Raw genomic sequence first — 22,831 nt, forward strand, 5'->3', positions numbered from 1 at the left:
GCGCACCCCTAGTCACAAGGAGTAACCGTGTCTATATTTGTGACTAAAGTACCTTTTGCCCGTTTGGAGGCACCAGATGAAACCCATTCCCGGCCGAAGCGAGACCTGCAACGCCATGGCCGACATCCTCAATCGCATCGGCGACAAGTGGAGCGTCATGATCGTCGGCTATCTCGGCAAGAAGACCATGCGCTTCAACGAGCTGCGCCACACCATCGGCGGCATCTCGCAGCGCATGCTGACTTTGACGCTGCGTAACCTCGAGCGCGACGGCCTCGTCACCCGCACGGTCTATCCCGAGATCCCGCCGCGGGTTGAGTACCAGCTGACCCCGCTCGGCCAGAGCCTGCAGGGGCCGATCAGCTCGCTCTGGGCCTGGGCCGAGGAGCATCAGGGCGAAGTGCAGAGCGCCCGGCTCGAGTATGACGGGTTGCACGACGACGCCACTGACCAGCACCCGCCGGAGCGGCGCTACGCCGGCGCCGCCAGGTGACGGTTGGGGTTGCAACCCGCTCCAGCCTCGCTGACAACCTGAGCGCCATCGGCCTCGCCGATGGCGATGCCGTGCTGGTGCATGCCGCGCTACGCCAGGTCGGCAAGCTGGTGAACGGCCCCGACGATATCATCGACGCGCTGCGCGACGTGATCGGTCCGGCCGGCACCATCCTCGGCTATTGCGACTGGCAGCTCGAGGACGAGCTGCGCGACGACCCGGCGATGCGCCGGCATATCGCCGCCTTCGATCCCGAGCGCTCCCGCTCCATCCGCGACAATGGCTATTGGCCCGAGGCGCTCCGCACCACGCCCGGCGCGCTGCGCAGCGGCAGCCCTGGCGCCTCGATGGCGGCGCTCGGCGGCGAGGCCGAGTGGTTCACCGCCGACCATGCGCTCGACTATGGCTATGGCCCGCAATCGCCGCTCGGCAAACTGGTCGAAGCCGAGGGCAAGGTGCTGATGCTGGGCGCCCCGCTCGACACCATGACGCTGCTGCACCATGCCGAGCACCTCGCCAATTTCCCCAACAAGCGCATCCTGCGCTACGAGGCCCCGATCCTCGTCGACGGCGAAGCGGTCTGGCGCTGGTTCGAGGAGTTCGACACCGGCGATCCGCCGGACGGGTTGCCCGAGGGCTATTTCGCCACCATCGTCGAACAATTCCTCGCCACCGGCCGCGGCAAGCGGGGCAAGGTCGGCGAGGCGAACTCAGTGCTCGTCCCCGCCGCCGAGATGGTAACTTTCGGCGTCGATTGGCTCGAACGCTGGGGTAAGACGCGGTAGGGCCTGGACCTACAACGCCAAGATCTTCACCTTCCCACCGGCGTCATTCCCGCGAAGGCGGGAACCCAGTGGGATGCTCTACACCCGCTGTTGTTGAAGCATCGCTCTGGGTCCCCGCCTACGCGGGGATGGCATCTGTGGTTGGGCTCGACTAGCGCTTGGCCACCCAGGCGCCGCTGTCGCCATAGCGCTTGCCCGAGAACTTCTCGGCCGCTAGCAGTTCGCCGAGCGTCTTCAGCTCCTCCGCCGAGAGCGTGATGCCCGCCGCGGCGACGTTCTGCTCGAGATGCGCGATCCGCCGTGCTCCGGGAATCGGCACGATGAAATCGCCCTGGTGGATCACCCAGGCGAGCGCCAGCTGCGCCGCCGTCACGCCCTTCTCTGCCGCCATCGCTTCGAGCAGTTGCACCAGGCGGGCATTGGCCGCCATGTTCGCCTCGCTGAAGCGCGGCAGGCTGCGCCGGAAATCGGTGGCGCCGAGATCTTCCGGCTTCTGGATCGTGCCGGTCAGGAAGCCGCGGCCCAGCGGACTGAATGGCACGAAGCCGATCCCAAGCTCACGGCAGGTGTCGAGGATGTCGCCCTCGGGATCGCGCGTCCACAGCGAGTATTCGCTTTGCAGCGCCGCGATCGGATGCACGGCATGCGCCCGGCGCAGGGTATCGGCGCTGGTTTCGGACAGCCCAAGCGCCCGGACCTTGCCCTGCCGCACCAGCTCGGCCATGGCGCCCACCGTGTCCTCGATCGGCACCTGAGGGTCGACGCGGTGCAGGTAGAACAGGTCGATAGCTTCGACGCCCAGGCGCTTGAGCGACGCCTCGGCCACTTCGCGGGCATGCTCGGGCCGCCCATCGACACCGGCCATGGCGCCGATGTCCGACTTGCTGGGGTCGATCTTGAACCCGAACTTGGTGGCGATCACCACCTTGTCGCCAAATGGTTGCAGCGCCTTGCCGACCAGGATTTCGTTGGTGAACGGCCCGTAGACCTCGGCGGTGTCGAACAGCGTGACGCCCAGTTCCACGGCGCGATGCAGCGTGCGGACGGCATCGGCTTCGTCCTGGCCGCCATAGGCATGGCTCATCGCCATGCAGCCCAGCCCGACAGTCGAAACAGTCAGCGGCCCGAGGGTTCGCGTCGCCAAGCGGCTATCAGCGGGCGGCTGCCCGCCTGACGGTTGCCGGTCGCTTGCGGCGTTCTGGGAGTGCGTCATATTCCTTCATCCTCTTCGATATGCCGGCATAGCCGGCGATCTTGGCGTCGAGGACAAGGAGGCATTCAGAGAGTTCGGCCAGCTGGGCCCGCACCTTCTCGCGGTGCCGCTCCAGCAGTTCGCGACGCGCCGCCTCGGTTGCGGGACCCTGGTCACGCAAAGCTGCGTAATGCAGCATTTCCCGGATCGGCATTCCGGTCGCCTTGAGGCGGCCGAGAAATTCGATCCAGGTGAGGATCGACGCATCGTAATCGCGCTGGCCCGACTGGTCCCGGTCGGCATAGGGCAACAGCCCGATCCGCTCGTAATAGCGGATCGTATGGGCGGTGAGTCCCGAACGCTCGACCAGTTGACCGATCTTCATCTCTGCCTTCCTTGCCACGACGAGAGACGAGGCTAGGAGTTCGAGTGCACTCTAAGTCAAGCGGTGATTTTCCAGTAGGCCAGCGCGATGGCGTTCTAGGCGTTGAAGCCGCTGTCGACGAGGATCGAGGTGCCGGTGATGCTCCGCCCGCCGGGGCCGGCAAGATGCACTACCGCCGCCGCGATATCCTCGGCGGCGCCGAAGCGGCCGAGCGCATTGAGCCCCATCTGCGACGGCGCCATCGGCCCGTCCGCCGGGTTCATGTCGGTATCGGTCGAGCCCGGATCGACGGTGTTGATGGTGATCCCCAGCGGCCCCAGCTCGCGCGCCAGTGCCCGGGTCATGCCGCCCAGCGCCGATTTGCTCGTCACATAGAGGCTGAGCCCCGGCCCGGCCACGCGGGTCGCCATATTGGTGCCGATCGAGATGATCCGCCCACCCTCGCTCATGTGTTTCACCGCCGCCTGCGTGGCGAAAAACGGCGCCCGGGCGTGGATCGAGAACAGCCGGTCGAAGTTCTCCACCGTGACCTCGCCGAACGGCCCACCGGTGCCGACGCCGGCATTGTTGACGAGGATATCGATGCGCCCCAGTTCTCGGGCGGTGCGGTCGACGGCGGCCATCACCGCCTCGGGGTCGGCCGAATCCACCTGCATGGCGATGGCGCGCCGGCCGAGGGTGGTGACCTCTCGTTCGATCTCGCCGGCCTTCTCGCCGTTGCGCTCGAAGGTGAAGGCAACGTCGGCGCCGGCCTCTGCGAGCGCCAGCACGGTGGCTGCGCCGATGCCGCGGCTGCCGCCGGTGACAAGGGCCACGCGGCCGGAAAGTTCGAGGTCAGTCATATCGGATCTCCATTTTCTACCGATCGGTACACAATTGGCTATGACGGTTGCGATGCAGCGTCAAGAATTTTATACTGATCGGTAGACAATCATCCGGAAACCCGATTTTGGCAGGCCGTCCCCGCGAGTTCGATCGAGACCAGGCACTGGACCAGGCAATGCGCCTGTTCTGGGAGCGCGGCTATGAGGGCACCTCGGTCAACGACCTGACCGAGGCGCTGGGCGTCGGCAAGCCGAGCCTCTATGCCGCCTTCGGCTCCAAGGAGCAGCTGTTCTACGAGGCGCTCGACCTTTACGTGCGCACCTACGGGCCAACCCTGGGGGACGTGCCCACGGCGCGCGGAGCGATTGAGTCGCTGCTGCGATCCAATGCCGAGACCTATGTCGATCCAAATATCCCATCGGGATGCATGATCGTGCTCGCCGCCGCCGTCGGCCCACCGCAGAACGCCGAGGTCCGGGCGCATCTGGCAATGCTGCGCAACGCCTCGACCGGCTCGTTCGCGGCGCGGATCCGGAAGGGGATGATCGACGGCGATGTACCCCAAGGCGCCGATGCTGACGCCATGGCGCAGTTCTACACCACGGTGCTGAACGGGCTGGCCCTGCAGGCGAGAGACGGCGCCGGCGGCGCCGCCCTTGAGCGTGTCATCGACGGCGCGATGGCCGCCTGGGACGTGCTATCCGTCCCTAGACCAGCGCCGTGATTTCCTTCTTCCGCCACCAGCCGAGATAATAGGTGGCCTGGAAGGTGAGCAGCGCCGTGAAGCTCATGCAGTAGCCCCACCATACGCCCTCGAGCCCGAAGAAGTGGCTGAGCGTCAGCGCCGCCGGCACTTCGACCAGGATGATCGCTGCCAGCGACAGCGCCATCGGGATCCATACATCGCCCGAAGCGCGCATCACCGCCGAGAACACCGAGCCCCAGCCGAACACCAGGCAGCTCCACAACACGATGTGCAGCAGCCGCTCGGCGACCTGCACCACCGCTTCGTCGGTGATGAACAGCCGCACCAGGTGCTGCGAGAAGAGGTAGGCGATCGTCACCAGCGCCCCGGTGACGATGAGGTTCATCAACAGCGCCGTGCGGGTCACCTTCTCCACCTCGTCGAAGCGCCGCGCCCCGATCGCCTGGGCGGCAAAGATCGAAGCGGCGATGCCGATCGACATGGCCGGGAACTGCACATAGCTCAGCACCTGGTTGACTGCGCCATAGGCCGCCGTGGCGTCCGAGCCGAAGCGATTGATAATGCCGACGATGACGATGGCCGAGATCGACGACACCACCATGGCGACGCCGGCCGGGATACCGAGCTTGAGGATCAGCCCGAGCAGCTGGAAATCCACCTTCAGATGCCGGATCAACTCGGCGTCGGGCGCCATCGGGCTCTTCTTGTAGTTGAGGTAGAAGAACAGAAAGATCAGCACCACGACGAAGCCGGCGATGAACGCCACCGCCGCGGCGAGCACGCCGATCTGCGGCAGGCCGAACCAGCCCTGGATCAGCGCCGGCGTGACGACGAGCCCCACCCCGATCGAGAAGATCAGCGTCAGCAGCGGCGTTACCGTGTCGCCGACGCCGCGCAGCGTCGAGGTGATGATCAGGAACAGGAAGAACCCGGGCATGCCGATCAAGACGATCCGGCCATAGGCCGTCGCTTCGGCGACGATGTCGGCGGGCGCCCCGAGCAGTTCCATCAGGTTCTGCGCAAAAAAGCCGCCGAACACCGCAACGACGAGGCCCATGAGGAAGCCGACGGTCAGCGTCGTACCGGTGACCTGCTTGATCTTCAGGAGGTTCTTGGCGCCCCACGCCTGGCCGATCAGGATCGCCGCGCCCGAAGCGAGGCCGATCACGAACGAGATGAGGAAGATCATGATCGGGAAGAACACCGAGACGGCGGCCAGCGCCTCCACCCCGATCATCTGCCCGATATAGATATTGTTGATGGTGCCCGACAGCGACTGCAGGATGTTGCTGAGCATCAGCGGCACGAGAAAGACGAGGAAACGCTGCCAGAGCGGCCTTGAGAGATTGTTCATCGAGTGAACTCCGAAACCCGTAAATTATGCGACGGCGTTGGGCCCCAAATGACCAGCGGCCGGTCGAGTCGACCGGGTCGCGAGGCGGGCCACTTCACATCTCAGCTGAAGATGCAGGCGGGTCGGAGCACGATGGGGTATGAACGCACGCCGGTTCTCTAGCCCCGCCCCGCGCGCCGGTCAACGTCCGGGCGCTCCTGACCGGCCATGTCGGACAAAGGCAAAAGCAATGACCACCGGCCTCCAGCTGTCGCGCCGCTTCTACGAATCACTGGTCGCGCCGATCATCGCCCGGGCCCTGCCGCAGCTCAGCTATGCCGCTGCTCGGCTCGGTGATGGCTCCGAGGTGCTGGGCTTCGACACCGAGATGTCGGCCGACCACAATTACGGTCCGACCGTGCAGATCATCCTCGATGCCGCGGACTTCGCCCACGCCGACGTGCTGATGGCGGCGCTGGATGCGCAATTGCCCGAACGCTTCGAGGATTGGACCATCCGGTATGAGAGCCTTGGCCGTCACGTTCGCGCCGATGGCTGGCACACCTCGGATCACGGCGCCGAGCTGATGACGCTCGAGGCGCTGCTGCGCCGTCAGGTCGGCGCTGCTCTCGGCCCATGGTCCAATGCCGACTGGCTGAGCTTTCCCGAACAGCGCCTGCTCACCCTCATCGCCGGCGCGGTGTTCCGCGACGATGGCGGACAGCTCGCCGACCTGCGGCAGCGGCTCGACTACTTTCCGCGCGACGTCCGGCTGCTGCGCCTCGCGACCGAATGGGACGCGATCGGCGAGGAACGCGCTTTCGTTGGCCGTACCGGGGAGCTTGGCGATGCATTGGGCTCCCGGGTCATCGGCTCACGCCTCGTCGAGCACCTGATGCGCATCGCCTTCCTGGTCGAGCGCCGCTATGCGCCCTACCCCAAATGGTTCGGTACCGCCTTTGCCCGGCTCGACAGTGCGACGGTGCTGCTGCCGCTGCTGGCCGAGGCGCTGGAGGCAGCCGACTGGCAGCAGCGCGAAGCCGCCATTGCCCGCGCCGCCGAGCATCTGGCACAGTTGCAACTTGAGCATGGCATCCCCGGCGCGGTGCCGCCGCGCATCGCCTCCTACTTCACCCGCCCGTTCCAGGTGATCAATGCCGACGCGATCGCTGCCGGCCTCCGCGGCGCCATTGCCGACCCGATGCTTCGGCAGCTCCCGGTCGGCGGCATCGACCAGTTGACCGGCATGGTGCCGATCCTGACCGCGCCGGAGCAAGCTCGGCGCCTCGTCGCGGCGCTGGTTCCCGATCAGCCGGGCGAATAGCTGCAATCAGCAACTCTCATCCCCCAGGCCCGCCACCTCGTGTAGTCTGATGCCCATGACCAGACCCATCGCCATCGTCACCGGAGCCGGCCAGGGCATCGGCGCCGCCATCGCCCGCGAGCTCGCCGCTCGCGATTACCAGCTGGTGCTGTTCGCCCGCTCGGAACAGGTCGAGGCCGTTGCCGCCGAGCTCTCCGCCACCGCGGTGCGCGGCTCGCTCACCGAGCCCGCCGACCTGCAGCGCCTCGTCGAAACCACTATCACGACGCATGGCCGCATCGATGCCGTGGTCAACAATGCCGGCCATGTCCCCAGTGGCGATATCGGCGCCATGGCCGATGACGACTGGCAACACGGTTTCGATATGATCGTCTTGAACCCGGTCCGCCTGATGCGGCTGGTGACGCCGCATTTCCTCGCCGCCGGCAAGGGCGCGGCAGTGAACATTTCGAGCTTTGCCGGCAAGTCGCCGGATCTCGCGATGCCGATGTCGTCGGCGCTGCGCCCGGCATTGCAGGCCTGGACCAAGCTCTATGCCGATCGCTACGGCGCCGACGGCATCCGTATGAACGCTGTGCTGCCGGGCTTTCTCGACAATTACGACACCGTCGAAGCCCGCCGCCAGAAGATTCCGGTCGGTCGCTACGGCGAACTCCAGGAGCTGGCGAAGGTCGTGGCCTTCCTCCTCTCCGACGACGCCTCCTACGTCACCGGCCAGAGCCTGCTTGTCGATGGCGGCATGACCCGTGCCATCTGACCTGCAATCGACGGCCTCGATCATTGCGATGAATGGGGTCGATCACCAGATGTCATCGCGCCACCGCACCAACCTGATGTAGCGTCCCCGCCCATGCATGCCCCCGCCCCCCATGGCGGACCCGCGCAGTTCTGGCTCGGCGTCCGTATGTTCCTGCCCGTCGCCGTCTCCATTGCCGCCTATGGCGTGGTGTGGGGCGTGCTCGCCGGCCAGGCCGGGTTGAACGTCCTCGAAGTGGCGCTGATGAGCGGGCTGGTGTTTGCCGGCGCCAGCCAGTTCGTGGCGCTCGATATGTGGACCCCGGGAAACCTGCCGGTGCTGTCGATCGTCATCGCCGCCGGCATCGTCAACCTCCGCATGCTGCTGATGTCGGCGACGCTGCGGCCGCTGGTCGGCCATCTGTCGCTGCCCAAACAGCTGGGCGCCATGTTCTTCGTCTCCGACGAGCAATGGGCGATGACCATGGCCGAGGTCCGGAAGGGCACCGGCAGTGTCGCCTTCCTCATCGGCACCGGCGTCCTCAGCTGGTTCGCCTGGATGGGCTCGACCCTCTGCGGCCGGGTGCTCGGGGCGTTCATCGACGATCCCACCAAATATGGGCTCGATTTCGCCTTCACCGCCACCTTCCTCGCCTTGCTGCTCGGCATGTGGCGGGGCCGCGGCGACCTGGTGCCGTGGATCGTCGGCGCGCTCGCCGCCATCCTCACCTCCAAGCTGATCGAGGGCAACTGGTACATCATCGTCGGCGGCCTGGTCGGCAGCTTTGCCGGCGCCCTTGCCGAGACCATCAGGGGGCGCCGCCATGTCGCTTGAGGCGCTGATTGCCATCCTCGGCATGGCCGCGGTGACCTTTGCCATCCGCGCGGGCGGCCTGCTGCTCGCCAACCGGCTGCCCACCACCGGCTTCGTTGCCAGCTGGATGAAGCACGTCCCGGGCGCAGTGCTGGCCGCGCTGGTTGCGCCCGCGATTCTCGCCGGCGGCGCCGCCGAAGGCATCGCCGCCGCCGTCACCGCGCTGGTCTATCTCGTCAGCCGGAACCTGTTTGCCGCCATGCTGAGCGGCGTGCTGGCGGTCTACCTCGCTCGCCTGGCGCTGGGCGCCTAGGGAACACCGCCGGCTCCTTGCTCGTTGTAACGATAGCAAGGAGGGTCATATGCAGACCATCATCGGACAGTTCGACAGCTACGAGCATGCCGCCGCCGCCGTACATGCCCTGCACGAGGCCGGCATCGCCCATACCGACATCAGCTTTGTCGCCAACACCCCGCCCGACTTCGAACCCGACGAGGTCGGCGAAGGCGCCACCGCCGGCGCCGAGCTGGGCGCCGGTCTGGGCGCCGCCGGCGGCCTGCTGGCTGGTCTCGGCATCATTTCCATCCCGGGCCTTGGTCCGGTGGTCGCTGCCGGCTGGTTGTTCGCCACCGCCATCGGCGCCTTCGCCGGGGCTGGTGTCGGTGCGGCAACCGGTGGCCTGATCGGCGCCTTCACCAGCGCCGGCGTTCCCGAAACCGAGGCCAAGGTGCTCGCCGAACGGCTCGAGCGCGGTGGCGCTATCGTCAGCGCCCGCGTCGACGAAGCCCATGCCGGCCCGGCCGCCGCGATCCTCAGGCACGCCGAGGGCATCGAAGCAGTGCCGCACGGCGAAGAGATCGAAACCGCCGCACGGCAGATCCCCGACGAAGACCTGCCGCCGCCGCGCCGCGACACCGACTACCCTTTCGTGCCGCCGATCGTCTGAGGGAGCGCTGCATCGAGAAAGCTATCGACCAGCGCGTGAAACAGTTGGCGGTCATCGCGGCGGATGAAGTGCGTTGCGCCGGGGACCACAGCAACCTCGGCGCCCAGCGAGCGGATGATCGCCCGGTGACTGGCGGTGATGCCGATGCGGATGGTCCCGGTGATGATCTTGACGGGCACGCCCGTGCCGGCAAGCTCGCCGAGCAGGGTCGGCCAGGCGCGGGTTGGGATGACATCGCCCTGCGCCACCAGCGCGACATCCATGTCGGCCTTCGCCTTTGACCACGCAGCAAGCTCATCCTGCGGCCAGCGCGGGAACAGCTCGGCGATCTCCGCCTGCCGCTCCGCGTCGCTGACGGCCTGCCAGCGCCGGAGTGTTGCGGCAGCGTTTACCGCGACGTCACGATCCTGAAACGGGGTGACCGGCAGCCTCCAGAATGGATCCTCCAGCACAACCGCGCTGACCCGCGAACCCAGGCGGGCAGCCACGGCAGCCGCCGCACTTCCCCCGGCGGAATGCCCGAACAGCACCGGCGGCTGGTCGGCGCCGGAGAGCCATTCGTTGAGGTCGGCGAGGATGTCCTCGACGATGACATCACCGGGGTGGCGCTTCAGCAGATCCGCGGTCCAGCGCGACGATTGACCGTGCCCACGCGGATCGATGGCCAGCACACGGAAGCCGTTGCCGGCCCAGTGTTGTGCAGTGATGGCGAGCGTCGCAGCCGATTCGGCAAGCCCGGGGATGGCGACGATTGTGCCGCGACAGGGAGCGGCCGGATTGAACTCCAGCCTATGCAGCACGCTCATCGCAGCGGCTCGGGGAAAGCGAGCGGCCGGCCCTCGACGATGCGGGTGAGTTCGCTGGCGATATGCTCGCCCATGCGGCCAATCTCTGTCCCCATCGATCCGGAGATATGGGGCGTGAGAAAGACGTTGGGCAACGTGTGGAGCTCGCTGTCCTCAGCCAGCACTTCCGGATGCGTCACGTCGAGAATGGCTTCGATCCGGCCGGCCCTGAGCTCGATGATCAATGCATCCTGATCAACAATGGCGCCGCGGGAGGTGTTGATCAGCGTTGCGCCGTCGCGCATCAGGCTAAGGTGGCGGGCGGTGATCATGCCGGCCGTCGCGTCGTTGAGCGGAGGGTGGAGGCTGACGATGTCGCTGCTTGCCATCACTTCGTCGAGCGGCACCAGGCGTGCCCCCAGCCGGGCGGCGTCGGCCGGGCTGATGAAGGGATCATAGAGCTGGACCGAGACGCTGAGCCCGCCGAGCCGCTCGATGACCATCCGGCCGATGCGCGACGCGCCGACGATGCCGATGGTCTTGCCGACATTGCCGGCAGCAGGAAACTCCAGTTCCCGGTCGATATGGTCGCGACGCCGCCAGTAGAGGCGACGGGCGCGGAACGTGTCCTTGTTGGCGAGGACGATCATCGCGACGGTGAATTCGGCCACCGGAATGGCATTGATCCAGCCGGCATTGGCGGCCTCGATGCCCCGCTCGGCCGCGCTTTGCGGGAGCAGCGGCGCGGCCTGGCCCCCGGCATGGAGGACATAGCGCAGTCGCGGAGCCGCATCGAGATGCTGGTCGGTGAGCGGTGGGGCGCCCCAACCGGTGATCAGCACCTCCGCCTGGCCCAGGGCGTCAAGCGCCCCGGGTGCGTCGAGCGATGGAAAAGGACGCTGATGCAGCGGCGTCGCTCCGGCGCGGCGGAGCACTTCGAAGCCGGGACCGAACAACCGGGCGGCAAGCTCGGGCGGGTTCATGACGGCGATGAAGCCGACGGATGCCTGCGCTCGCTCATCGATGCGTGCGGTCGCTTCGTCATAGGTGAGCGTCATCATTGCCTCGGACCACGTCAAGCTGTGTAACTAGTTACACATCAAGTACACAACGACTAGTTGCACACCAACCGAAAGGCAAGCCCGATCAGATGGGGGCGGCCGATCCGCGGCGCATGAAGCGGGTTTGCAGCAACACATCGGCCGCCGGGGCGACACCGAGCGCAATCTCGGCGGCACGCACGCCGACCTCGAAAAAGGGCGGATGCACCGTGGTCAGCCCGGGCGTGAGGTCGGCCACCACCGGCACGTCGTCGAAGCCGATGATCGAGAGATCGTCAGGCAGCGTCAGGCCCCGCCCCCGGGCCGCCCGATAGGCGCCGACTGCAATATTGTCCGTCATGGCCACGATGGCGGTTGCCCCGACCCCGGAACGCAGCAGTTCATCGACGGCGCGAGCCCCGTCGGCCTCACTGTTGGCGGCGACCCGCACCAGCGCGGGATCGGGCGCAATGCCGTGGCGGACGAGGGCAGCCGTGTAGCCATCAAGCCGCTGCTCGGCCGTCGTCATGCCGCGCGCCTCACCGACATAGGCGATGCGCCGATGCCCCAGGGCGACGAGCTCGTCGACGCCGGCGCCGATGCCATTGCGCTGGTCGTAGTCGACGCTGACGATATCGTCCTGGCCGATGATCGGCGGGCGACCGCAGAGGATCAGCGTTGCGCCGACCTGCGCCAGGTCGCGAGCATAGCCGGCGGCGCGTTCGTCGAAGGCGGCATCGGTTTCGGTGGAGCCGACCAGGAGGACAGCCTTGACCCTGAGCTCGCGCAGCACGCCGATCAGCTCGCGCTCGCGCTGCTCATCGCCTTCGGTGGCGCACATCAGCACCAGGTGGCCGTTCTTGCCGGCGACGCTCTCGACGCCGGCGGCCAGTGAGGCAAAGGTCGGGCCGATCATCGCGCGCACGACAAAGGCGATGGAGCGTGGCCCGCGGCCGGTCATGGCCCGCGCCAGCCCGTTCACCACGTAGCCGAGCTCGTCGGCCGACGCGAGGACGCGTTCCTTGATTGCCCGCTGCACATTGGCGTTGCCCGCAAACACCCGCGACGCGGTCGCGAGGGATACCCGGGCATGCGCGGCGACGTCGCGCAGGTTGACCGGAACCATCCGTCCTGGCCCGCGCGTCCCGCCGCGCGACGGCCTCGGAGCGTTCTCGTTCTCATCCATACCAAGACATCTACAGCCTCCCTTGACTCATGTCGACGCGTCACCTAGCCTGCAAGAAACTAGTTACAGGAACTAGTTTCACACTATGCCGAGGAGGGGCATCGTGCAAGGAAAAGCCGTTGTTCCGGCCACGCGCAGGCGTCGGCCGCCATCGCCGGATGGGCTGGTTCTGCTGCTTCTCGCAGTGCCCGGAATCGCCTGGTTCTCGGTGTTCGCATACGGGCCGATGGCCGGCCTCGTCGTCGCCTTCAAGGATTTCAACGTCCGCGATGGCATCTTCGGTAGCCCGTGGAACGGCTTTGCCAATTTCCGCTACTTCCTCACCAGCGGCGACGCCGTCACCATCATCGTCAACACGCTGTTCCTCAACGCGCTGTTCCTCAGCGCCTCGCTGCTTGCCGGGCTGATCCTCGCGCTCATGCTCAACGAGATCCGCGGCAGCCTCTACCGCCGCTTCATGCAGTCGACGATCTTCTTTCCGTATTTCGTCTCGCCTATCGTTATCAGCATCATGCTGCAGGTGATCCTGTCCGGCGTGGGCGGCAGCGGCGGGGCACTCAACAACCTGCTCAGCGTCATCGATCTGCCGCAGCTCAGTTGGTACACCGAACCCGGGGCGTGGCCCTGGATTCTGACGATCGTCAAGGTCTGGCAGCTGGGTGGCTACACTTCGGTCATCTTCCTTGCCGCCATCACCGCGATTTCTGAGGAGGTCTATGAGGCCGCGGCGATCGACGGCGCGAGCCGGGCGCGCATGGCGCTCTCCATCACCACGCCGCTGCTGCTGCCGACCCTGGGCGTCCTGCTGGTCCTGGGCGTGGGGCGAATCTTCTTCGGCGATTTCGCCACCATCTACGCCATCGTCCAGGACAACGGCATCCTCTTCCCGACGACCGACGTCATCGACACCTACGTCTTCCGCTCCCTGAGGACCATTGGTGACTTTGGCACCACGGCCGCCATCGGCCTGTTCCAGTCGGTCGTCGGGTTTTTCTTCGTCACCGCCGCCGTCCTCGTGCAGCGCCGCTTCCACAAAGAAAGCAGCATCCTATGAGCACGACCGGCTACAACGAGAGCCTTCTCGATCACGAAGCGCGCGAGGCCGACAAGCCGGCCGCTCGCCGCAGGGCTCGCCGCCGTCCCGAGCCGTTCACCGTCGCCAGCTATATCGTCGTGACCCTGTTCGGGCTGTTCTGCCTGATCCCCCTGTGGATGATCATCGCCGGCTCGTTCACCGATGAAACGGTGCTGGCGCGGCAGGGCTACAGCCTGCTCCCTAACCCCTTCTCGCTGACCGCCTACGAACTGCTGTTCAGCGGCCAGTCCCTGCTTAACGGCTATGTCGCCTCGCTGTTCATCACGCTGGTCGGGACGATCCTGTCGGTCTCCAGCACGGCGTCGCTCGCCTGGGTGATCGCCCGCCGGCTGCCCTGGATCAGCCGCCCGCTCACCGTCTTCGCCTACGTGCCCATGCTGTTCCACGGTGGGCTAGTGCCGCTCTACCTGCTGGTGACGCAGGTGCTCAGCCTCTCCAACAGCTGGTTCGCGGTGATCCTGCCGATCCTCCTGGCGCCGTTCCTCGTCTTCATCACCGTCAGCTTTTTCCGCCAGTTGCCGGAGGAAATCCTTGATGCGGCCCGCATCGATGGCGCCGGCGAGTTGCGCATCTTCTTCCAGATCGTCCTGCCACTGTCGAAGCCGATCCTCGCAGTGCTGGGCCTGTTCTACGCCGTCACCTACTGGAACGAGTGGTTCATGGCGCTGCTCTTCGTGTCCGACCCGGACAAGTACCCGCTGCAGCTGATCCTGCAGAACCTGATCGCCAACGTGACCAACGCCACTTCGCTGCCTGGCGCAACGGCCGCGCAGGCCGCGGCGCCGGTCTATCAGCTGCGCTTCGCGATGACGGTCCTGACGGTCGGCCCGATCCTGCTCGCCTACCCGTTCGCGCAACGCTTCTTCGTCAAGGGCATCACCCTGGGCGCTACCAAGGGCTAGCGGCCCCCCGAATAGAGCCGCTCACAACAGGAGGAGAATACCGATATGACACGCAACTTCAGTCGCCGACACTTCCTCGCCCTCAGTGGTGCGGCGGGTCTTGGCGCTACCCTCGCCGGCGGCATGCCGCAGGCCTTCGCAGCGGGCCTGTCGGGCACCTCGCTGACCCTTCTGCCGTCCCAGGCGCCGAGCAACTGGAAAGCGGTGCTGGACAAGGCCAATGCCGCACTCCTCGCCGAGCACGGCTTCACCCTCGATGCGCAGTTCATCAACTGGAGCAATTACGGGCAGCAGTCGCTGCTGAAGTTCACCGCCGGCGCCAGTTTCGATACCGCCCTGCAGGCGCTGTGGCTGAACATGGCGCAACTGCAGCAGAGCGGTTCGCTCGCTGACCTGACCGGTGAGCTCGACAAGTGGCCCAATCTCAAGGCGCAGATCGCTCCCAAGCTGATCGAAGCCAATTCCTGGAACGGCAAGCTCTGGGGCATCCCGCAGGTGAACAGCGCCGGCCGCGTCCAGCATTTCAGCATCCGCCAGGATCTTGCCGAAAAGCACGGCTTCGGCGAGATCCGGGATTTCGATACGCTCGAGCGGTACTTCTACACCATCAAGGAAAAAGAGGACGGCGTGACGCCGTTCGGCATCGGCGCCAACTCGACCTGGGTACTGGCCGTGCCGACCCCGACTGGAATGTTCAACCAGCAGTCGTGGGAAGATCCCACTCGCATGCAATACCTGTTCGCCGGTTCCGGCCTGCGGTTCCTGCTCGCCAAGGATGCGGCCACTACAGGCTCGTCGAAGCCGATCCCGTTCTGGGAAGATGACGGGGTGGTCGCGGCGCTGAGGAAGATCCGCAAGTACCACGAGGACGGCATCATCAATGCCGACCCATTCAACTCGGATAGCGCGACGATCCAGAGCCAGTTCCAGGCCGGCCGCATCGCCAGCATCTGGTCGATGACCGATGGCCTCGCCAGCAATCAGCTGGTCGGCCTCCGAAAGGCCGTTCCCACCGCAAGCCTCGCCCAGGTGGTGCCGTTCGGCAAACCCCTCAGTGAGGTCAAACCCGTCCAGACCTTCCAGGCCGACAACATGGTGGTGGTGAACGCCAATGGCGGCGACGTCGACCGGGCCCTGGCGCTGCAGGACTGGCTCTCGGTGAAGCAGAACCATGACCTCATCGAGTACGGCATCGAAGGCACCGACTGGGAAGCGGCCGGCGACGACAGCCTGAACCAGCTCAGCCAATACGCCTTCCCCGGCTACGCGCTGCTGTGGCGTTCAGCCCTCGAGCGCCGCTCGTCGTTCATGACCGAGTCCGAAAAGGCCGTCTTCGACTGGGCCCAGGACTACGACAACTTCGCCACCGACACCTTCGCTTCGTTCATCCCTGATGTGAGCGCGGTCAAGCAGGAGGCGGCGCAGATGAACAACGTCATCATCCAGCACGCCAACCCGCTGTTCCACGGGCTGGCTGACGTCGATGCCCAGTTGGACAAGCTCAAGAGCGCCGCCGACGCGGCAGGACTGAACATGCTGCAGGCCGAAATGGAAAAGCAGGCGGACGCTTACCTCAAGGCTCGGGGGTAGCTGCGGGTCGCCGCTCTCCCAGCCCTATGGGAGAGCGGCCAGCCGGAGGGTGCCGCGCCACCTTGGCACCCTCCGGCTTCTGGCCGTCCGGCCGCAGGCAAAGTCGACAACCTGGAGCGTTTCAGCGCTTCCTGTGCACAGTGAAGCGCTCTAGGTGCTTGATGCCGCGTGAGGCTTGGGCTAGGCAGGTCCCGCTCGGAGTGCCCCTCTGGCGGAATGGTAGACGCGGCAGACTCAAAATCTGTTGTCGAGAGGCGTGCCGGTTCGAGTCCGGCGGGGGGCACCAATCATCTTTCGACGCAGGCGACCGCTGCCCGCTTCGTCTATTGCGGCTTCAGGTTCTCGGTACCGGTTCCGGGCTGCCCGGCAATGGTCCAGATTCCCTCCATCGAGCCGTCGTCCATCACCTGGTAGATCACCAGCCCGATCGCCTCGCCCATCACGTAGCCGGCCGAGAAGGCGTTGCCATTGCGCATGCAGATGCCCTGCGACGTCGACGGACCCGTGGTCCAATAGATCTCACATGTGGTCTCGCTGGTGAGCACGATCTTGGCGGTGCCGCCATAACTCGAGCCGTCGAGATTGGTGCCTTCGACGGCATAGTCGCCCCCGATACTCTGCGCCAAAGCCGGACTCGCGAATGCTATCGCCATGCCAGCCAATAGAAATATCCGTCGCATATCACGCCCCTCCGTTTGTCCCTTGACGTCAGACTAAGTCACAGTCCTCTGGACTGACAATCAGGGCCGACGCAGAGTGGCGATCACTTTTGGCGCGGAGGATTCGATGGCGGGAACGATCAGGCTCGGCACGGCCGGCTGGGTGTTCGAGGCCTGGCGCAAGAGCTATTACCCCGACGGGCTGAAGCAGAAGGACGAGCTCGCCTGGTCGAGCGCCCGGCTCGGCAATATCGAGATCAACGCCACCTTCTATTCGCACCAGAAGGCCGCGAGCTTTGAGAACTGGGCCGGCCAGACCCCTGATAGCTTCGTCTTCAGCGTGAAGGGCCACCAACTGGTCACCCACATCAAGCGGCTGAAGGATGTCGAGCTCCCGCTCGCCAACTTCTTTGCCTCCGGCGTCATGGCGCTGGGCAAGAAACTCGGGCCGTTCTGCTGGCAGCTGCCGGGCAACAGCAAATACGACCCCGATCGGATGGAGGCCTTCCTCGCTCTCTTACCGCAGTCGCCGGAAGCGCTGGTCGCTCTGGCCGGAAAGACCGATTACGGCAAGAACCCGCCCTATCTCGACGCCACCGGCATCGTCAGGGTCCGCCACGCCATCGAAGTGCGGCACGAAAGTTTCGCCGATCCACGCTTCATCGCGCAGTTGCGGGCCCACAACGTCGCCCTCGTCGTCGCCGATACCGCAGAATGGTCCTACATCGACCAGACCGCCGACTTCTCCTATGCCCGGCTGCAGGGCGCACCGGGAAAGGAGAGCTATTCGGTTGCCGAGCGCGATGTCCGCGCCGGCTGGCTGAAGGCCTGGGCCGAGGGCAAGCCGGTTGCCGATGCGCCCTATGTCACTGCTGCCGAAGCGAGCCCGCCGCCGCGCGATGTGTTCGCCTTCTTCGTCTCCACCGACAAGGAGCATGCGCCCGACAATGCGCGCGCCGTCATGGCTTCGCTCGGCCTCAGCGGACCGGGCGGCGAGTGACGATCTCGTGAGCGGGCTTAAGTTGACTCGGAGCCCGCTCCCGAGAATATGGCGCGCATCCGAATAGGAGCGTCATCGTGACCACCAGCCTCGCCACCGACCGTCCCCGCCTGCTCGCCACGATCGCCTTCGTCCTCGGCCTCGCGACCATTGCCGGCGCCTGGGGCTCGCAGCTGTTTGGCGGGCTGGTGCCGTGCGAGCTCTGCCTCGAGCAGCGCATGCCCTACTATTGGGGCCTGCCGCTGCTCGCGCTGGTGCTGATCCTGTGGCACCGGCTGCCGCGTGCCGTGTGGTATGTCGGGATCGTCCTGGTGCTCCTGACCTTCGTCTGGTCGACCTATCTGGCGGGCTATCACGCCGGCGTCGAATACGGCTTCTGGCCCGGCCCCACCGCCTGCACCGGCACCGGCGTCGATGTCAGCTTCTCCGACCTCACCAATATCAACGCCGCCCGCGTCGTCCCCTGCGACAAGATCCAGTTCAGCCTGTTCGGCGTGACGCTGGCCGGCGCCAACACGCTGATCTCGGCAGCGATCGTCCTGCTGCTCGGCACCGTGCTGCTCAAGGGCCGGAAGGCATAGAGCGCTTTCAGGAAAAGTTGCAGACTTTTCCGGTTCGAAAGCGCGACCAACTAGAGAGACCAGAGCCCTGCCGCTACTGCGTGAGGAAGGCCGTCGCGACCTCGGTGAGGAGCGGTGACTGGATCAGGTTGTAGTGCGTGGTGCCCGGGAGGATAGCCAGCCGGCTGGCCGGGCGCTGCGAGCCGTCGAACCCGGCGTCGCGCTGGCCGCCACCGAGCAGCTTCCAGAACGCCACCATGTGCTCGGGCCGGATCGAATCCGCGTCCGCGAACACCAGCAGCGTCGGGGCCGTCATCGCCTTGACCCGCTCGGTCCAGTCGTACTCGGGCTCGTTCATTTCGCCGGACTTGCGGAACACCCGCTCCCAGTCGACGTCGGGATAGAGCTCTCCGAGGGGTGAACTGGCGAGTTGCTGCCCGTACTCCGCCGCGTGGGCCGGCAATTGCCGGAAGGCCTCGCGGACTTCGGGATAGTCGTCGTCGGTGCGGTAATCCACCGAGACCGACACCAGCTTCTCGACCAGCTCCGGGTGCCGGAATGCCACCTGCAGCGCGACGCCGGCGCCGAGCGAATAGCCCATGAAGTGCGCCTTGCCGATGCCGAGGTGCTGGAGCACAGCCGCAACGTCGTCGGCCATCAGTTCGGAGGACCAGGGCGCGTCGGTGTCCGCACTGAAGCCGTGGCCGCGCATGTGGATGGCGATCACCTTGTGGGTCTTCGTCATTGCGGCGAGCGGCGCACCAAACGTCTGGGACGGGTCGACGCCGCCATGCAGCAGCACCAGCGGCGGACCGTCACCGTGGATCTCGTAGTAAATCTCGGCGCCGCCGACCGGGACCTTGCCCGTGCTGCTGGGGGTGCTCATCGGAATGTCTCCTGCGGTTTGGGCAATGACGGGCGCTGCGACGAGAGCCGCAGCGACAAAGGCGAGGGTCATGAGGGCGCGCCTCAGCATGATAGTCCTCCTGAAATCAGTACGTCGCGAGCTGCCGCTCAAGCTTGTCGAAGGCCTGGTTGGTGCCCTCGAAGAAACCGCCTTCGATCGCGACGGCGAGGTGTGCGGCGCTGTCGAACTCGGCGCGCATGGTGAAGATCGTCTCGTTACCGAGCGCCTCGAACGTGAGGGTGGCCAGATAGCTCGGCGGCGGATTAACCGCTTCGGGCGGGCGCCACGGCCGGTAGACGATGCGTTCTGGCGCGAGGATCTCGACGAACTGGTAGCGCACCGGATGCTCACCGCCGTCGGGCCGCCGCATGGTGACGTGCCACTCGCCACCGGCACGGAACTCGAGCTTGGTGACAGTGGAGGTGAAATGTTCCGGGCCCCACCACTGGGCAAGCAGGTACGGGTCCTCGAAGGTGCGCCAGACCAGCTGGCGCGGCGCCTTGAGGCGGCGGCTGATGACGAACTCGCGCTGGGTGAGCGGGTCCAAAGCTGTGTCACCGGTCATGGCGCGCCTCAGTTCTTCTTGCCCGTAGGGTCGGTCGCCTGCAGCCGCTCGAGCAGCCCGTCGAGCCGGTTGAGGCTCGTATCCCAGAAGCTCGAGAACTCCTCGATCCAGCCGACGGCTTCGCGCAGCGGCTGCGCTTCGAGCCGACAGGGCCGCAGCTGGGCGTTGCGCCCGCGGCTGATCAGGCCCGCGCCTTCCAACACCTTGAGATGCTTGCAGATCGCCGGGATGCTCATCTCGAACGGCGCCGCGATCTCCTTTACCGACGCCTCCCCATCCATCAGCCGCGTCAGGATGGCCCGGCGGGTGGGATCGGCGATGGCGGAAAGGGTGAGACTGAGCTGGTCCGGCTGCACGTCCGTTCCTAACTGATCAGTTAGCTAACTATATGGTTAGATACAGCTAGGCAAGAGTGAGTGTCAACCACGCTCGCGTGCCCATCCCGGGCGTCGCCGCGCTGATCTCGGCGGCGTTCGCCCTGATGCTCGGCACAGCGCTGGCAAGGGGCCGGAAGGCCTAGTCTTCGGGAAAAGGAGCTGCTCGTGGTCGCGGGCATGATGAAGTACGTGCAGCACCTCCACCCGATCTCCGACGACGCGATAGAAAATGAGCTCTGCTGAGGAGAGACGAAGTTTCCGAACTATCGGAGGGCCAGTGCCGGACTTTCTTCGCGCAGGTGTCCGGCGATCTCACGAAAGTCGGCGCGCCCTAGCCGTGACGGCGACGCGATACTGGCTGGTCGGCATCGATCATCGCCTGCAATTCGCCTTCGATCTCGTCGAAGACCTCGTCCAACGAATGGACACGCCCCGCCTCTGCGTCCGCCAGCCCCCGCGCCAGCGCAGCATCAAGCCGCCGGAGCGCCGCCTCGCGCTCCTGCACCAGGCGAACGCCTTCGCGCAGCACTTCGCTCTTGGAGTTGTAGCGGCCGTTCTTGACCAGGACCTCGACCACGGCCTCGAGGTTCGGCCCCAGATCTGCGCTGATTGCCATATCGGCCTCCGTCGGTACCCAACCAATAACAGTTATTGGCGCTACCGGCGTCCAGGCTCACGGCTCCAGTTCGATGTCCCAGTAGAGGTAGTCGAGCCAGCTCGTGTGCAGGTGGTTGGGCGGGAAAGCCCGGCCGTTATTGTGCAGGTCGTGCACGGTCGGCTGGAACGGCTCCTGCATCGGGAACATCTTGATCTCGCGCGGCAGCCGGTTGGCCTTCCTGAGATTGCACGGCGCGCAGGCTGCGACGACGTTCTCCCAGGTGGTACGGCCACCCTTGGAACGCGGGATCACGTGGTCGAAGGTGAGTTCGTCCCGGGCGCCGCAATACTGGCACTGGAATTTGTCGCGCAGGAACACGTTGAAGCGGGTGAACGCAGGATGCCGCGCCGGCCGCACGTAATCCTTGAGCGAGACGACACTGGGCAGCAGCATCTCGAAGCTCGGCGACTTGATCACCCGGTCGTAGTTGGAGACGACGTGGACTCGATCAAGAAAAATCGCCTTGATCGCGTCCTGCCAGGACCAAAGCGACAAGGGATAATAGCTGAGGGGCCTGAAATCGGCGTTCAGCACCAGTGCGGGGCTATTCTCAAGCGACACATGTACCGTCACTTGTCGCCCCCAGATCGGGAATCGCGGCCAGTCATGATCAGCAATATTCTATGCCGACTGTGACACCCCTGTGAAGCGCGATTCGATCAGTCGATTCAGGCGGTTTGCGCCAGCATGAAGGAGGTGGCGAAATCGAGCCCGTCCGGCGCGATGCCATGCGCCGTGCCCGACGAAATGTGCAGCGTTACATCGAATCCGGCGGCCGTCAGCTCGGTCGCCGCCTGCCGGCTGAGCCCGGGATCGACCACCTGGTCGAGATCGCCATGGATCAGCGCCACCGGCGCTTTGTCGATCGCCGGGAACCCCTCGGCAGGAACGAAAGCGCCGGAGAACGCCACGATACCCTTGATCGGACGCGGCAACGCCGTGCCGACATGCAGCGCCATCATCGCCCCTTGCGAAAAGCCGACGAGGAAGGTGTCGGCCGGCTTGATGTCGGTCTGCGTCCAGAGATCGGTGAGAAACTCGATGATCACGGGCGCGGCGTTCTTGGCGCCCTCGATGCGGCCGGCGATCCGATCCACCGCCAGCGGGAACCACTCGAAACCGAATGGGTTGCCGGCACAGGGCGTCGGCGCGTTCGGCGCGATGAACAATGCATCGGGCAGCAGCGGCCCCCAGTGGTGGCCGAGCCCGATCAGGTCGCTGCCGTCGGCGCCATAGCCGTGCAGCAAAATCACTGCCTGCTTCGGGGCGCCGCCGCTTTTGGGCGGCAGCATCGGGCCGGAGAGCTTGGCCATCAGATCGACAATCCTTCCTTGTTCCGCACGGCGCGATAGTAGCGCCAGAGCAGCAATGCGGCGGTGGACCGATAGGGCGACCAGCGCCGCGCCATCTCGATCAAGTCCTTCACCGGCGGCTTGCCGTCAAGCCCGAACGCCCACTCGGCCGCTCGCTGCAACGCGACATCGCCGGCGGGAAAGATGTCCGGATGGGCCGCCGAAAACATCAGATAAATCTCGGCAGTCCACGGGCCGATGCCCTTGAGTTTGGTCAGCGCGGCGATCGCCGCGTCGGCCGGCAGTTCGGCGAGATGTGCGAAGTCGACACTGCCCGCCGCGATCGCCTCGGCCAGCCCGCGCAGCGTCCGGTACTTGCCGCCCGACTGCCCGGCGCCCCGGACGGCTTCCTCACTGAGCTTCAGATAACCGACCGGGTCGAGCGCCCCTTCGAGTTGGGCGAAGCGGCCCCAGATCGCATCGGCGCTGGCGGTCGAAACCTGCTGGCCGGTGACGATCCGCGCCAACCCTTCGAAGCCGCCGGGCGAGCGGCGGATTTCGAATGCGCCGGCGCGCTCGGCAACGCCTGCGAGGCGGGGATCGAGCTCAATCAGGGCGCCCAGCTGGCGCTGCAGCGCCTCCGGCGTATCGAGACGGTCTGTCAAAGAAATATCC

At 65.9% G+C, this 22,831-nt stretch carries 28 protein-coding genes and 1 tRNA gene; 14 read left to right on the forward strand and 15 right to left on the reverse strand.

Going from position 1 to position 22,831, the window contains the following annotated elements; translation table 11 throughout:
• Positions 1-76: 76 nt before the first annotated feature.
• Entirely contained in the window at positions 77-493 is a 417-nt protein-coding gene (locus tag ASC68_RS25955) for a helix-turn-helix domain-containing protein (RefSeq protein ID WP_055886548.1), read from the forward strand.
• Complete coding sequence (gene aac(3) / locus ASC68_RS25960; protein ID WP_055886552.1) at positions 490-1,278, forward strand: aminoglycoside 3-N-acetyltransferase; 789 nt, start codon at positions 490-492, stop codon at positions 1,276-1,278. The genes ASC68_RS25955 and aac(3) overlap by 4 nt, the downstream gene beginning before the upstream one ends.
• 151 nt (positions 1,279-1,429) lie before the next feature.
• Here the strand turns inward: aac(3) and ASC68_RS25965 are convergent, their stop codons facing one another.
• The 3 genes from ASC68_RS25965 to ASC68_RS25975 form a co-directional block, all read right to left on the reverse strand.
• Entirely contained in the window at positions 1,430-2,422 is a 993-nt protein-coding gene (locus ASC68_RS25965; RefSeq protein ID WP_055886555.1) for an aldo/keto reductase, read from the reverse strand.
• Positions 2,423-2,429: 7 nt separating this feature from the next.
• Positions 2,430-2,855 (reverse strand): MerR family transcriptional regulator, encoded by a 426-nt coding sequence (locus tag ASC68_RS25970; protein WP_055886560.1) that lies wholly within the window; start codon positions 2,853-2,855, stop codon positions 2,430-2,432.
• A gap of 95 nt (positions 2,856-2,950) precedes the next feature.
• Positions 2,951-3,697: an SDR family oxidoreductase gene (locus tag ASC68_RS25975; RefSeq protein ID WP_055886563.1), complete on the reverse strand. Its 747-nt coding sequence runs from the start codon at positions 3,695-3,697 to the stop codon at positions 2,951-2,953.
• A gap of 158 nt (positions 3,698-3,855) precedes the next feature.
• Between ASC68_RS25975 and ASC68_RS25980 the strand changes: the two genes are divergently transcribed.
• A complete protein-coding gene (locus ASC68_RS25980) occupies positions 3,856-4,404 on the forward strand; it encodes a TetR/AcrR family transcriptional regulator (protein WP_082528494.1) in 549 nt (182 codons plus the stop codon).
• On the opposite strand, the gene ASC68_RS25985 is transcribed toward ASC68_RS25980, so the two are convergent.
• On the reverse strand, positions 4,388-5,740 hold the full coding sequence (locus ASC68_RS25985) for an MATE family efflux transporter (RefSeq protein ID WP_055886569.1): 1,353 nt from the start codon (positions 5,738-5,740) through the stop codon (positions 4,388-4,390). The genes ASC68_RS25980 and ASC68_RS25985 overlap by 17 nt on opposite strands.
• A gap of 229 nt (positions 5,741-5,969) precedes the next feature.
• On the opposite strand from ASC68_RS25985, the gene ASC68_RS25990 reads away from it, so the two are divergent.
• From ASC68_RS25990 to ASC68_RS26010, 5 genes are all read left to right on the forward strand, one after another.
• The gene (locus ASC68_RS25990; RefSeq protein WP_055886572.1) at positions 5,970-7,043 is read left to right on the forward strand and encodes a DUF4037 domain-containing protein; all 1,074 of its coding nucleotides are present in this window, start codon (positions 5,970-5,972) and stop codon (positions 7,041-7,043) included.
• Between the two features lie 55 nt (positions 7,044-7,098).
• Positions 7,099-7,800: an SDR family oxidoreductase gene (locus ASC68_RS25995; RefSeq protein ID WP_055886576.1), complete on the forward strand. Its 702-nt coding sequence runs from the start codon at positions 7,099-7,101 to the stop codon at positions 7,798-7,800.
• A 147-nt stretch (positions 7,801-7,947) separates the two neighbouring features.
• A complete protein-coding gene (locus ASC68_RS26000; protein WP_055886580.1) occupies positions 7,948-8,613 on the forward strand; it encodes an AzlC family ABC transporter permease in 666 nt (221 codons plus the stop codon).
• Complete coding sequence (locus ASC68_RS26005; protein WP_055886584.1) at positions 8,603-8,905, forward strand: AzlD domain-containing protein; 303 nt, start codon at positions 8,603-8,605, stop codon at positions 8,903-8,905. Before ASC68_RS26000 ends, ASC68_RS26005 begins: the two co-directional genes overlap by 11 nt.
• Before the next feature lie 49 nt (positions 8,906-8,954).
• Positions 8,955-9,539, forward strand: a complete 585-nt coding sequence (locus ASC68_RS26010; protein ID WP_055886588.1) for a hypothetical protein — start codon at positions 8,955-8,957, stop codon at positions 9,537-9,539.
• Here the strand turns inward: ASC68_RS26010 and ASC68_RS26015 are convergent.
• From ASC68_RS26015 to ASC68_RS26025, 3 genes are all read right to left on the reverse strand, one after another.
• Complete coding sequence (locus tag ASC68_RS26015; RefSeq protein ID WP_055886595.1) at positions 9,512-10,345, reverse strand: alpha/beta hydrolase; 834 nt, start codon at positions 10,343-10,345, stop codon at positions 9,512-9,514. The genes ASC68_RS26010 and ASC68_RS26015 overlap by 28 nt on opposite strands.
• A complete protein-coding gene (locus ASC68_RS26020) occupies positions 10,342-11,382 on the reverse strand; it encodes a hydroxyacid dehydrogenase (protein ID WP_055886602.1) in 1,041 nt (346 codons plus the stop codon). Before ASC68_RS26020 ends, ASC68_RS26015 begins: the two co-directional genes overlap by 4 nt.
• An 88-nt stretch (positions 11,383-11,470) precedes the next feature.
• The gene (locus ASC68_RS26025; RefSeq protein ID WP_055886606.1) at positions 11,471-12,490 is read right to left on the reverse strand and encodes a LacI family DNA-binding transcriptional regulator; all 1,020 of its coding nucleotides are present in this window, start codon (positions 12,488-12,490) and stop codon (positions 11,471-11,473) included.
• Positions 12,491-12,653: 163 nt separating this feature from the next.
• Here ASC68_RS26025 and ASC68_RS26030 point away from each other — a divergent pair, with 163 nt between their 5' ends.
• From ASC68_RS26030 to ASC68_RS26045, 4 genes are all read left to right on the forward strand, one after another.
• Complete coding sequence (locus ASC68_RS26030) at positions 12,654-13,604, forward strand: ABC transporter permease subunit (RefSeq protein ID WP_197421418.1); 951 nt, start codon at positions 12,654-12,656, stop codon at positions 13,602-13,604.
• Positions 13,601-14,548: a carbohydrate ABC transporter permease gene (locus ASC68_RS26035; RefSeq protein ID WP_055886614.1), complete on the forward strand. Its 948-nt coding sequence runs from the start codon at positions 13,601-13,603 to the stop codon at positions 14,546-14,548. Before ASC68_RS26030 ends, ASC68_RS26035 begins: the two co-directional genes overlap by 4 nt.
• 45 nt (positions 14,549-14,593) lie before the next feature.
• Complete coding sequence (locus tag ASC68_RS26040) at positions 14,594-16,138, forward strand: extracellular solute-binding protein (RefSeq protein WP_055886617.1); 1,545 nt, start codon at positions 14,594-14,596, stop codon at positions 16,136-16,138.
• Between the two features lie 202 nt (positions 16,139-16,340).
• Positions 16,341-16,424 (forward strand) — tRNA-Leu (locus ASC68_RS26045).
• A 37-nt stretch (positions 16,425-16,461) separates the two neighbouring features.
• Here ASC68_RS26045 and ASC68_RS26050 read toward each other — a convergent pair.
• Positions 16,462-16,764: a hypothetical protein gene (locus ASC68_RS26050; RefSeq protein ID WP_349236254.1), complete on the reverse strand. Its 303-nt coding sequence runs from the start codon at positions 16,762-16,764 to the stop codon at positions 16,462-16,464.
• 160 nt (positions 16,765-16,924) lie between these two features.
• On the opposite strand from ASC68_RS26050, the gene ASC68_RS26055 reads away from it, so the two are divergent.
• The gene (locus tag ASC68_RS26055; RefSeq protein WP_082528498.1) at positions 16,925-17,797 is read left to right on the forward strand and encodes a DUF72 domain-containing protein; all 873 of its coding nucleotides are present in this window, start codon (positions 16,925-16,927) and stop codon (positions 17,795-17,797) included.
• Between the two features lie 77 nt (positions 17,798-17,874).
• Complete coding sequence (locus ASC68_RS26060; RefSeq protein WP_055886624.1) at positions 17,875-18,378, forward strand: disulfide bond formation protein B; 504 nt, start codon at positions 17,875-17,877, stop codon at positions 18,376-18,378.
• Between the two features lie 73 nt (positions 18,379-18,451).
• Here the strand turns inward: ASC68_RS26060 and ASC68_RS26065 are convergent, their stop codons facing one another.
• From ASC68_RS26065 to ASC68_RS26095, 7 genes are all read right to left on the reverse strand, one after another.
• Positions 18,452-19,243 carry an alpha/beta hydrolase gene (locus ASC68_RS26065; RefSeq protein WP_055887150.1) on the reverse strand — a complete coding sequence of 264 codons (792 nt, stop codon included), beginning with the start codon at positions 19,241-19,243 and terminating at the stop codon, positions 18,452-18,454.
• A 106-nt stretch (positions 19,244-19,349) separates the two neighbouring features.
• A complete protein-coding gene (locus ASC68_RS26070) occupies positions 19,350-19,829 on the reverse strand; it encodes an SRPBCC domain-containing protein (RefSeq protein ID WP_055886626.1) in 480 nt (159 codons plus the stop codon).
• 8 nt (positions 19,830-19,837) lie between these two features.
• A complete protein-coding gene (locus ASC68_RS26075) occupies positions 19,838-20,185 on the reverse strand; it encodes a metalloregulator ArsR/SmtB family transcription factor (RefSeq protein ID WP_055886630.1) in 348 nt (115 codons plus the stop codon).
• A gap of 352 nt (positions 20,186-20,537) precedes the next feature.
• Positions 20,538-20,822 (reverse strand): type II toxin-antitoxin system ParD family antitoxin, encoded by a 285-nt coding sequence (locus tag ASC68_RS26080; protein WP_055886634.1) that lies wholly within the window; start codon positions 20,820-20,822, stop codon positions 20,538-20,540.
• Positions 20,823-20,879: 57 nt separating this feature from the next.
• Positions 20,880-21,437, reverse strand: a complete 558-nt coding sequence (locus ASC68_RS26085) for an HNH endonuclease (protein WP_055886637.1) — start codon at positions 21,435-21,437, stop codon at positions 20,880-20,882.
• Between the two features lie 95 nt (positions 21,438-21,532).
• Positions 21,533-22,177, reverse strand: a complete 645-nt coding sequence (locus ASC68_RS26090) for a dienelactone hydrolase family protein (protein WP_055886641.1) — start codon at positions 22,175-22,177, stop codon at positions 21,533-21,535.
• Positions 22,177-22,827, reverse strand: coding sequence for a DNA-3-methyladenine glycosylase (locus ASC68_RS26095; RefSeq protein ID WP_055887153.1), 651 nt, complete (start codon positions 22,825-22,827; stop codon positions 22,177-22,179). Before ASC68_RS26095 ends, ASC68_RS26090 begins: the two co-directional genes overlap by 1 nt.
• Positions 22,828-22,831: the final 4 nt, after the last annotated feature.

It is taken from the genome of Devosia sp. Root105 (genome assembly GCF_001424865.1).
Lineage (GTDB): Bacteria > Pseudomonadota > Alphaproteobacteria > Rhizobiales > Devosiaceae > Devosia_A.

Bases quoted from the DNA above. Each gene is read 5' to 3' on its own strand.
- ASC68_RS25995 (WP_055886576.1), top strand. From the start codon at position 7,099: ATGACCAGACCCATCGCCATCGTCACCGGAGCCGGCCAGGGCATCGGC.
- ASC68_RS25985 (WP_055886569.1), bottom strand. From the start codon at position 5,740: ATGAACAATCTCTCAAGGCCGCTCTGGCAGCGTTTCCTCGTCTTTCTC.
- ASC68_RS26070 (WP_055886626.1), bottom strand. From the start codon at position 19,829: ATGACCGGTGACACAGCTTTGGACCCGCTCACCCAGCGCGAGTTCGTC.
- ASC68_RS26025 (WP_055886606.1), bottom strand. From the start codon at position 12,490: ATGGTTCCGGTCAACCTGCGCGACGTCGCCGCGCATGCCCGGGTATCC.
- ASC68_RS25970 (WP_055886560.1), bottom strand. From the start codon at position 2,855: ATGAAGATCGGTCAACTGGTCGAGCGTTCGGGACTCACCGCCCATACG.
- ASC68_RS26015 (WP_055886595.1), bottom strand. From the start codon at position 10,345: ATGAGCGTGCTGCATAGGCTGGAGTTCAATCCGGCCGCTCCCTGTCGC.
- ASC68_RS26035 (WP_055886614.1), top strand. From the start codon at position 13,601: ATGAGCACGACCGGCTACAACGAGAGCCTTCTCGATCACGAAGCGCGC.
- ASC68_RS26080 (WP_055886634.1), bottom strand. From the start codon at position 20,822: ATGGCAATCAGCGCAGATCTGGGGCCGAACCTCGAGGCCGTGGTCGAG.
- ASC68_RS26065 (WP_055887150.1), bottom strand. From the start codon at position 19,243: ATGAGCACCCCCAGCAGCACGGGCAAGGTCCCGGTCGGCGGCGCCGAG.
- ASC68_RS25975 (WP_055886563.1), bottom strand. From the start codon at position 3,697: ATGACTGACCTCGAACTTTCCGGCCGCGTGGCCCTTGTCACCGGCGGC.
- ASC68_RS26055 (WP_082528498.1), top strand. From the start codon at position 16,925: ATGGCGGGAACGATCAGGCTCGGCACGGCCGGCTGGGTGTTCGAGGCC.
- ASC68_RS26040 (WP_055886617.1), top strand. From the start codon at position 14,594: ATGACACGCAACTTCAGTCGCCGACACTTCCTCGCCCTCAGTGGTGCG.
- ASC68_RS25980 (WP_082528494.1), top strand. From the start codon at position 3,856: ATGCGCCTGTTCTGGGAGCGCGGCTATGAGGGCACCTCGGTCAACGAC.
- ASC68_RS25955 (WP_055886548.1), top strand. From the start codon at position 77: ATGAAACCCATTCCCGGCCGAAGCGAGACCTGCAACGCCATGGCCGAC.
- ASC68_RS26010 (WP_055886588.1), top strand. From the start codon at position 8,955: ATGCAGACCATCATCGGACAGTTCGACAGCTACGAGCATGCCGCCGCC.
- ASC68_RS26005 (WP_055886584.1), top strand. From the start codon at position 8,603: ATGTCGCTTGAGGCGCTGATTGCCATCCTCGGCATGGCCGCGGTGACC.
- ASC68_RS26000 (WP_055886580.1), top strand. From the start codon at position 7,948: ATGTTCCTGCCCGTCGCCGTCTCCATTGCCGCCTATGGCGTGGTGTGG.
- ASC68_RS26090 (WP_055886641.1), bottom strand. From the start codon at position 22,177: ATGGCCAAGCTCTCCGGCCCGATGCTGCCGCCCAAAAGCGGCGGCGCC.
- ASC68_RS25990 (WP_055886572.1), top strand. From the start codon at position 5,970: ATGACCACCGGCCTCCAGCTGTCGCGCCGCTTCTACGAATCACTGGTC.
- ASC68_RS26020 (WP_055886602.1), bottom strand. From the start codon at position 11,382: ATGACGCTCACCTATGACGAAGCGACCGCACGCATCGATGAGCGAGCG.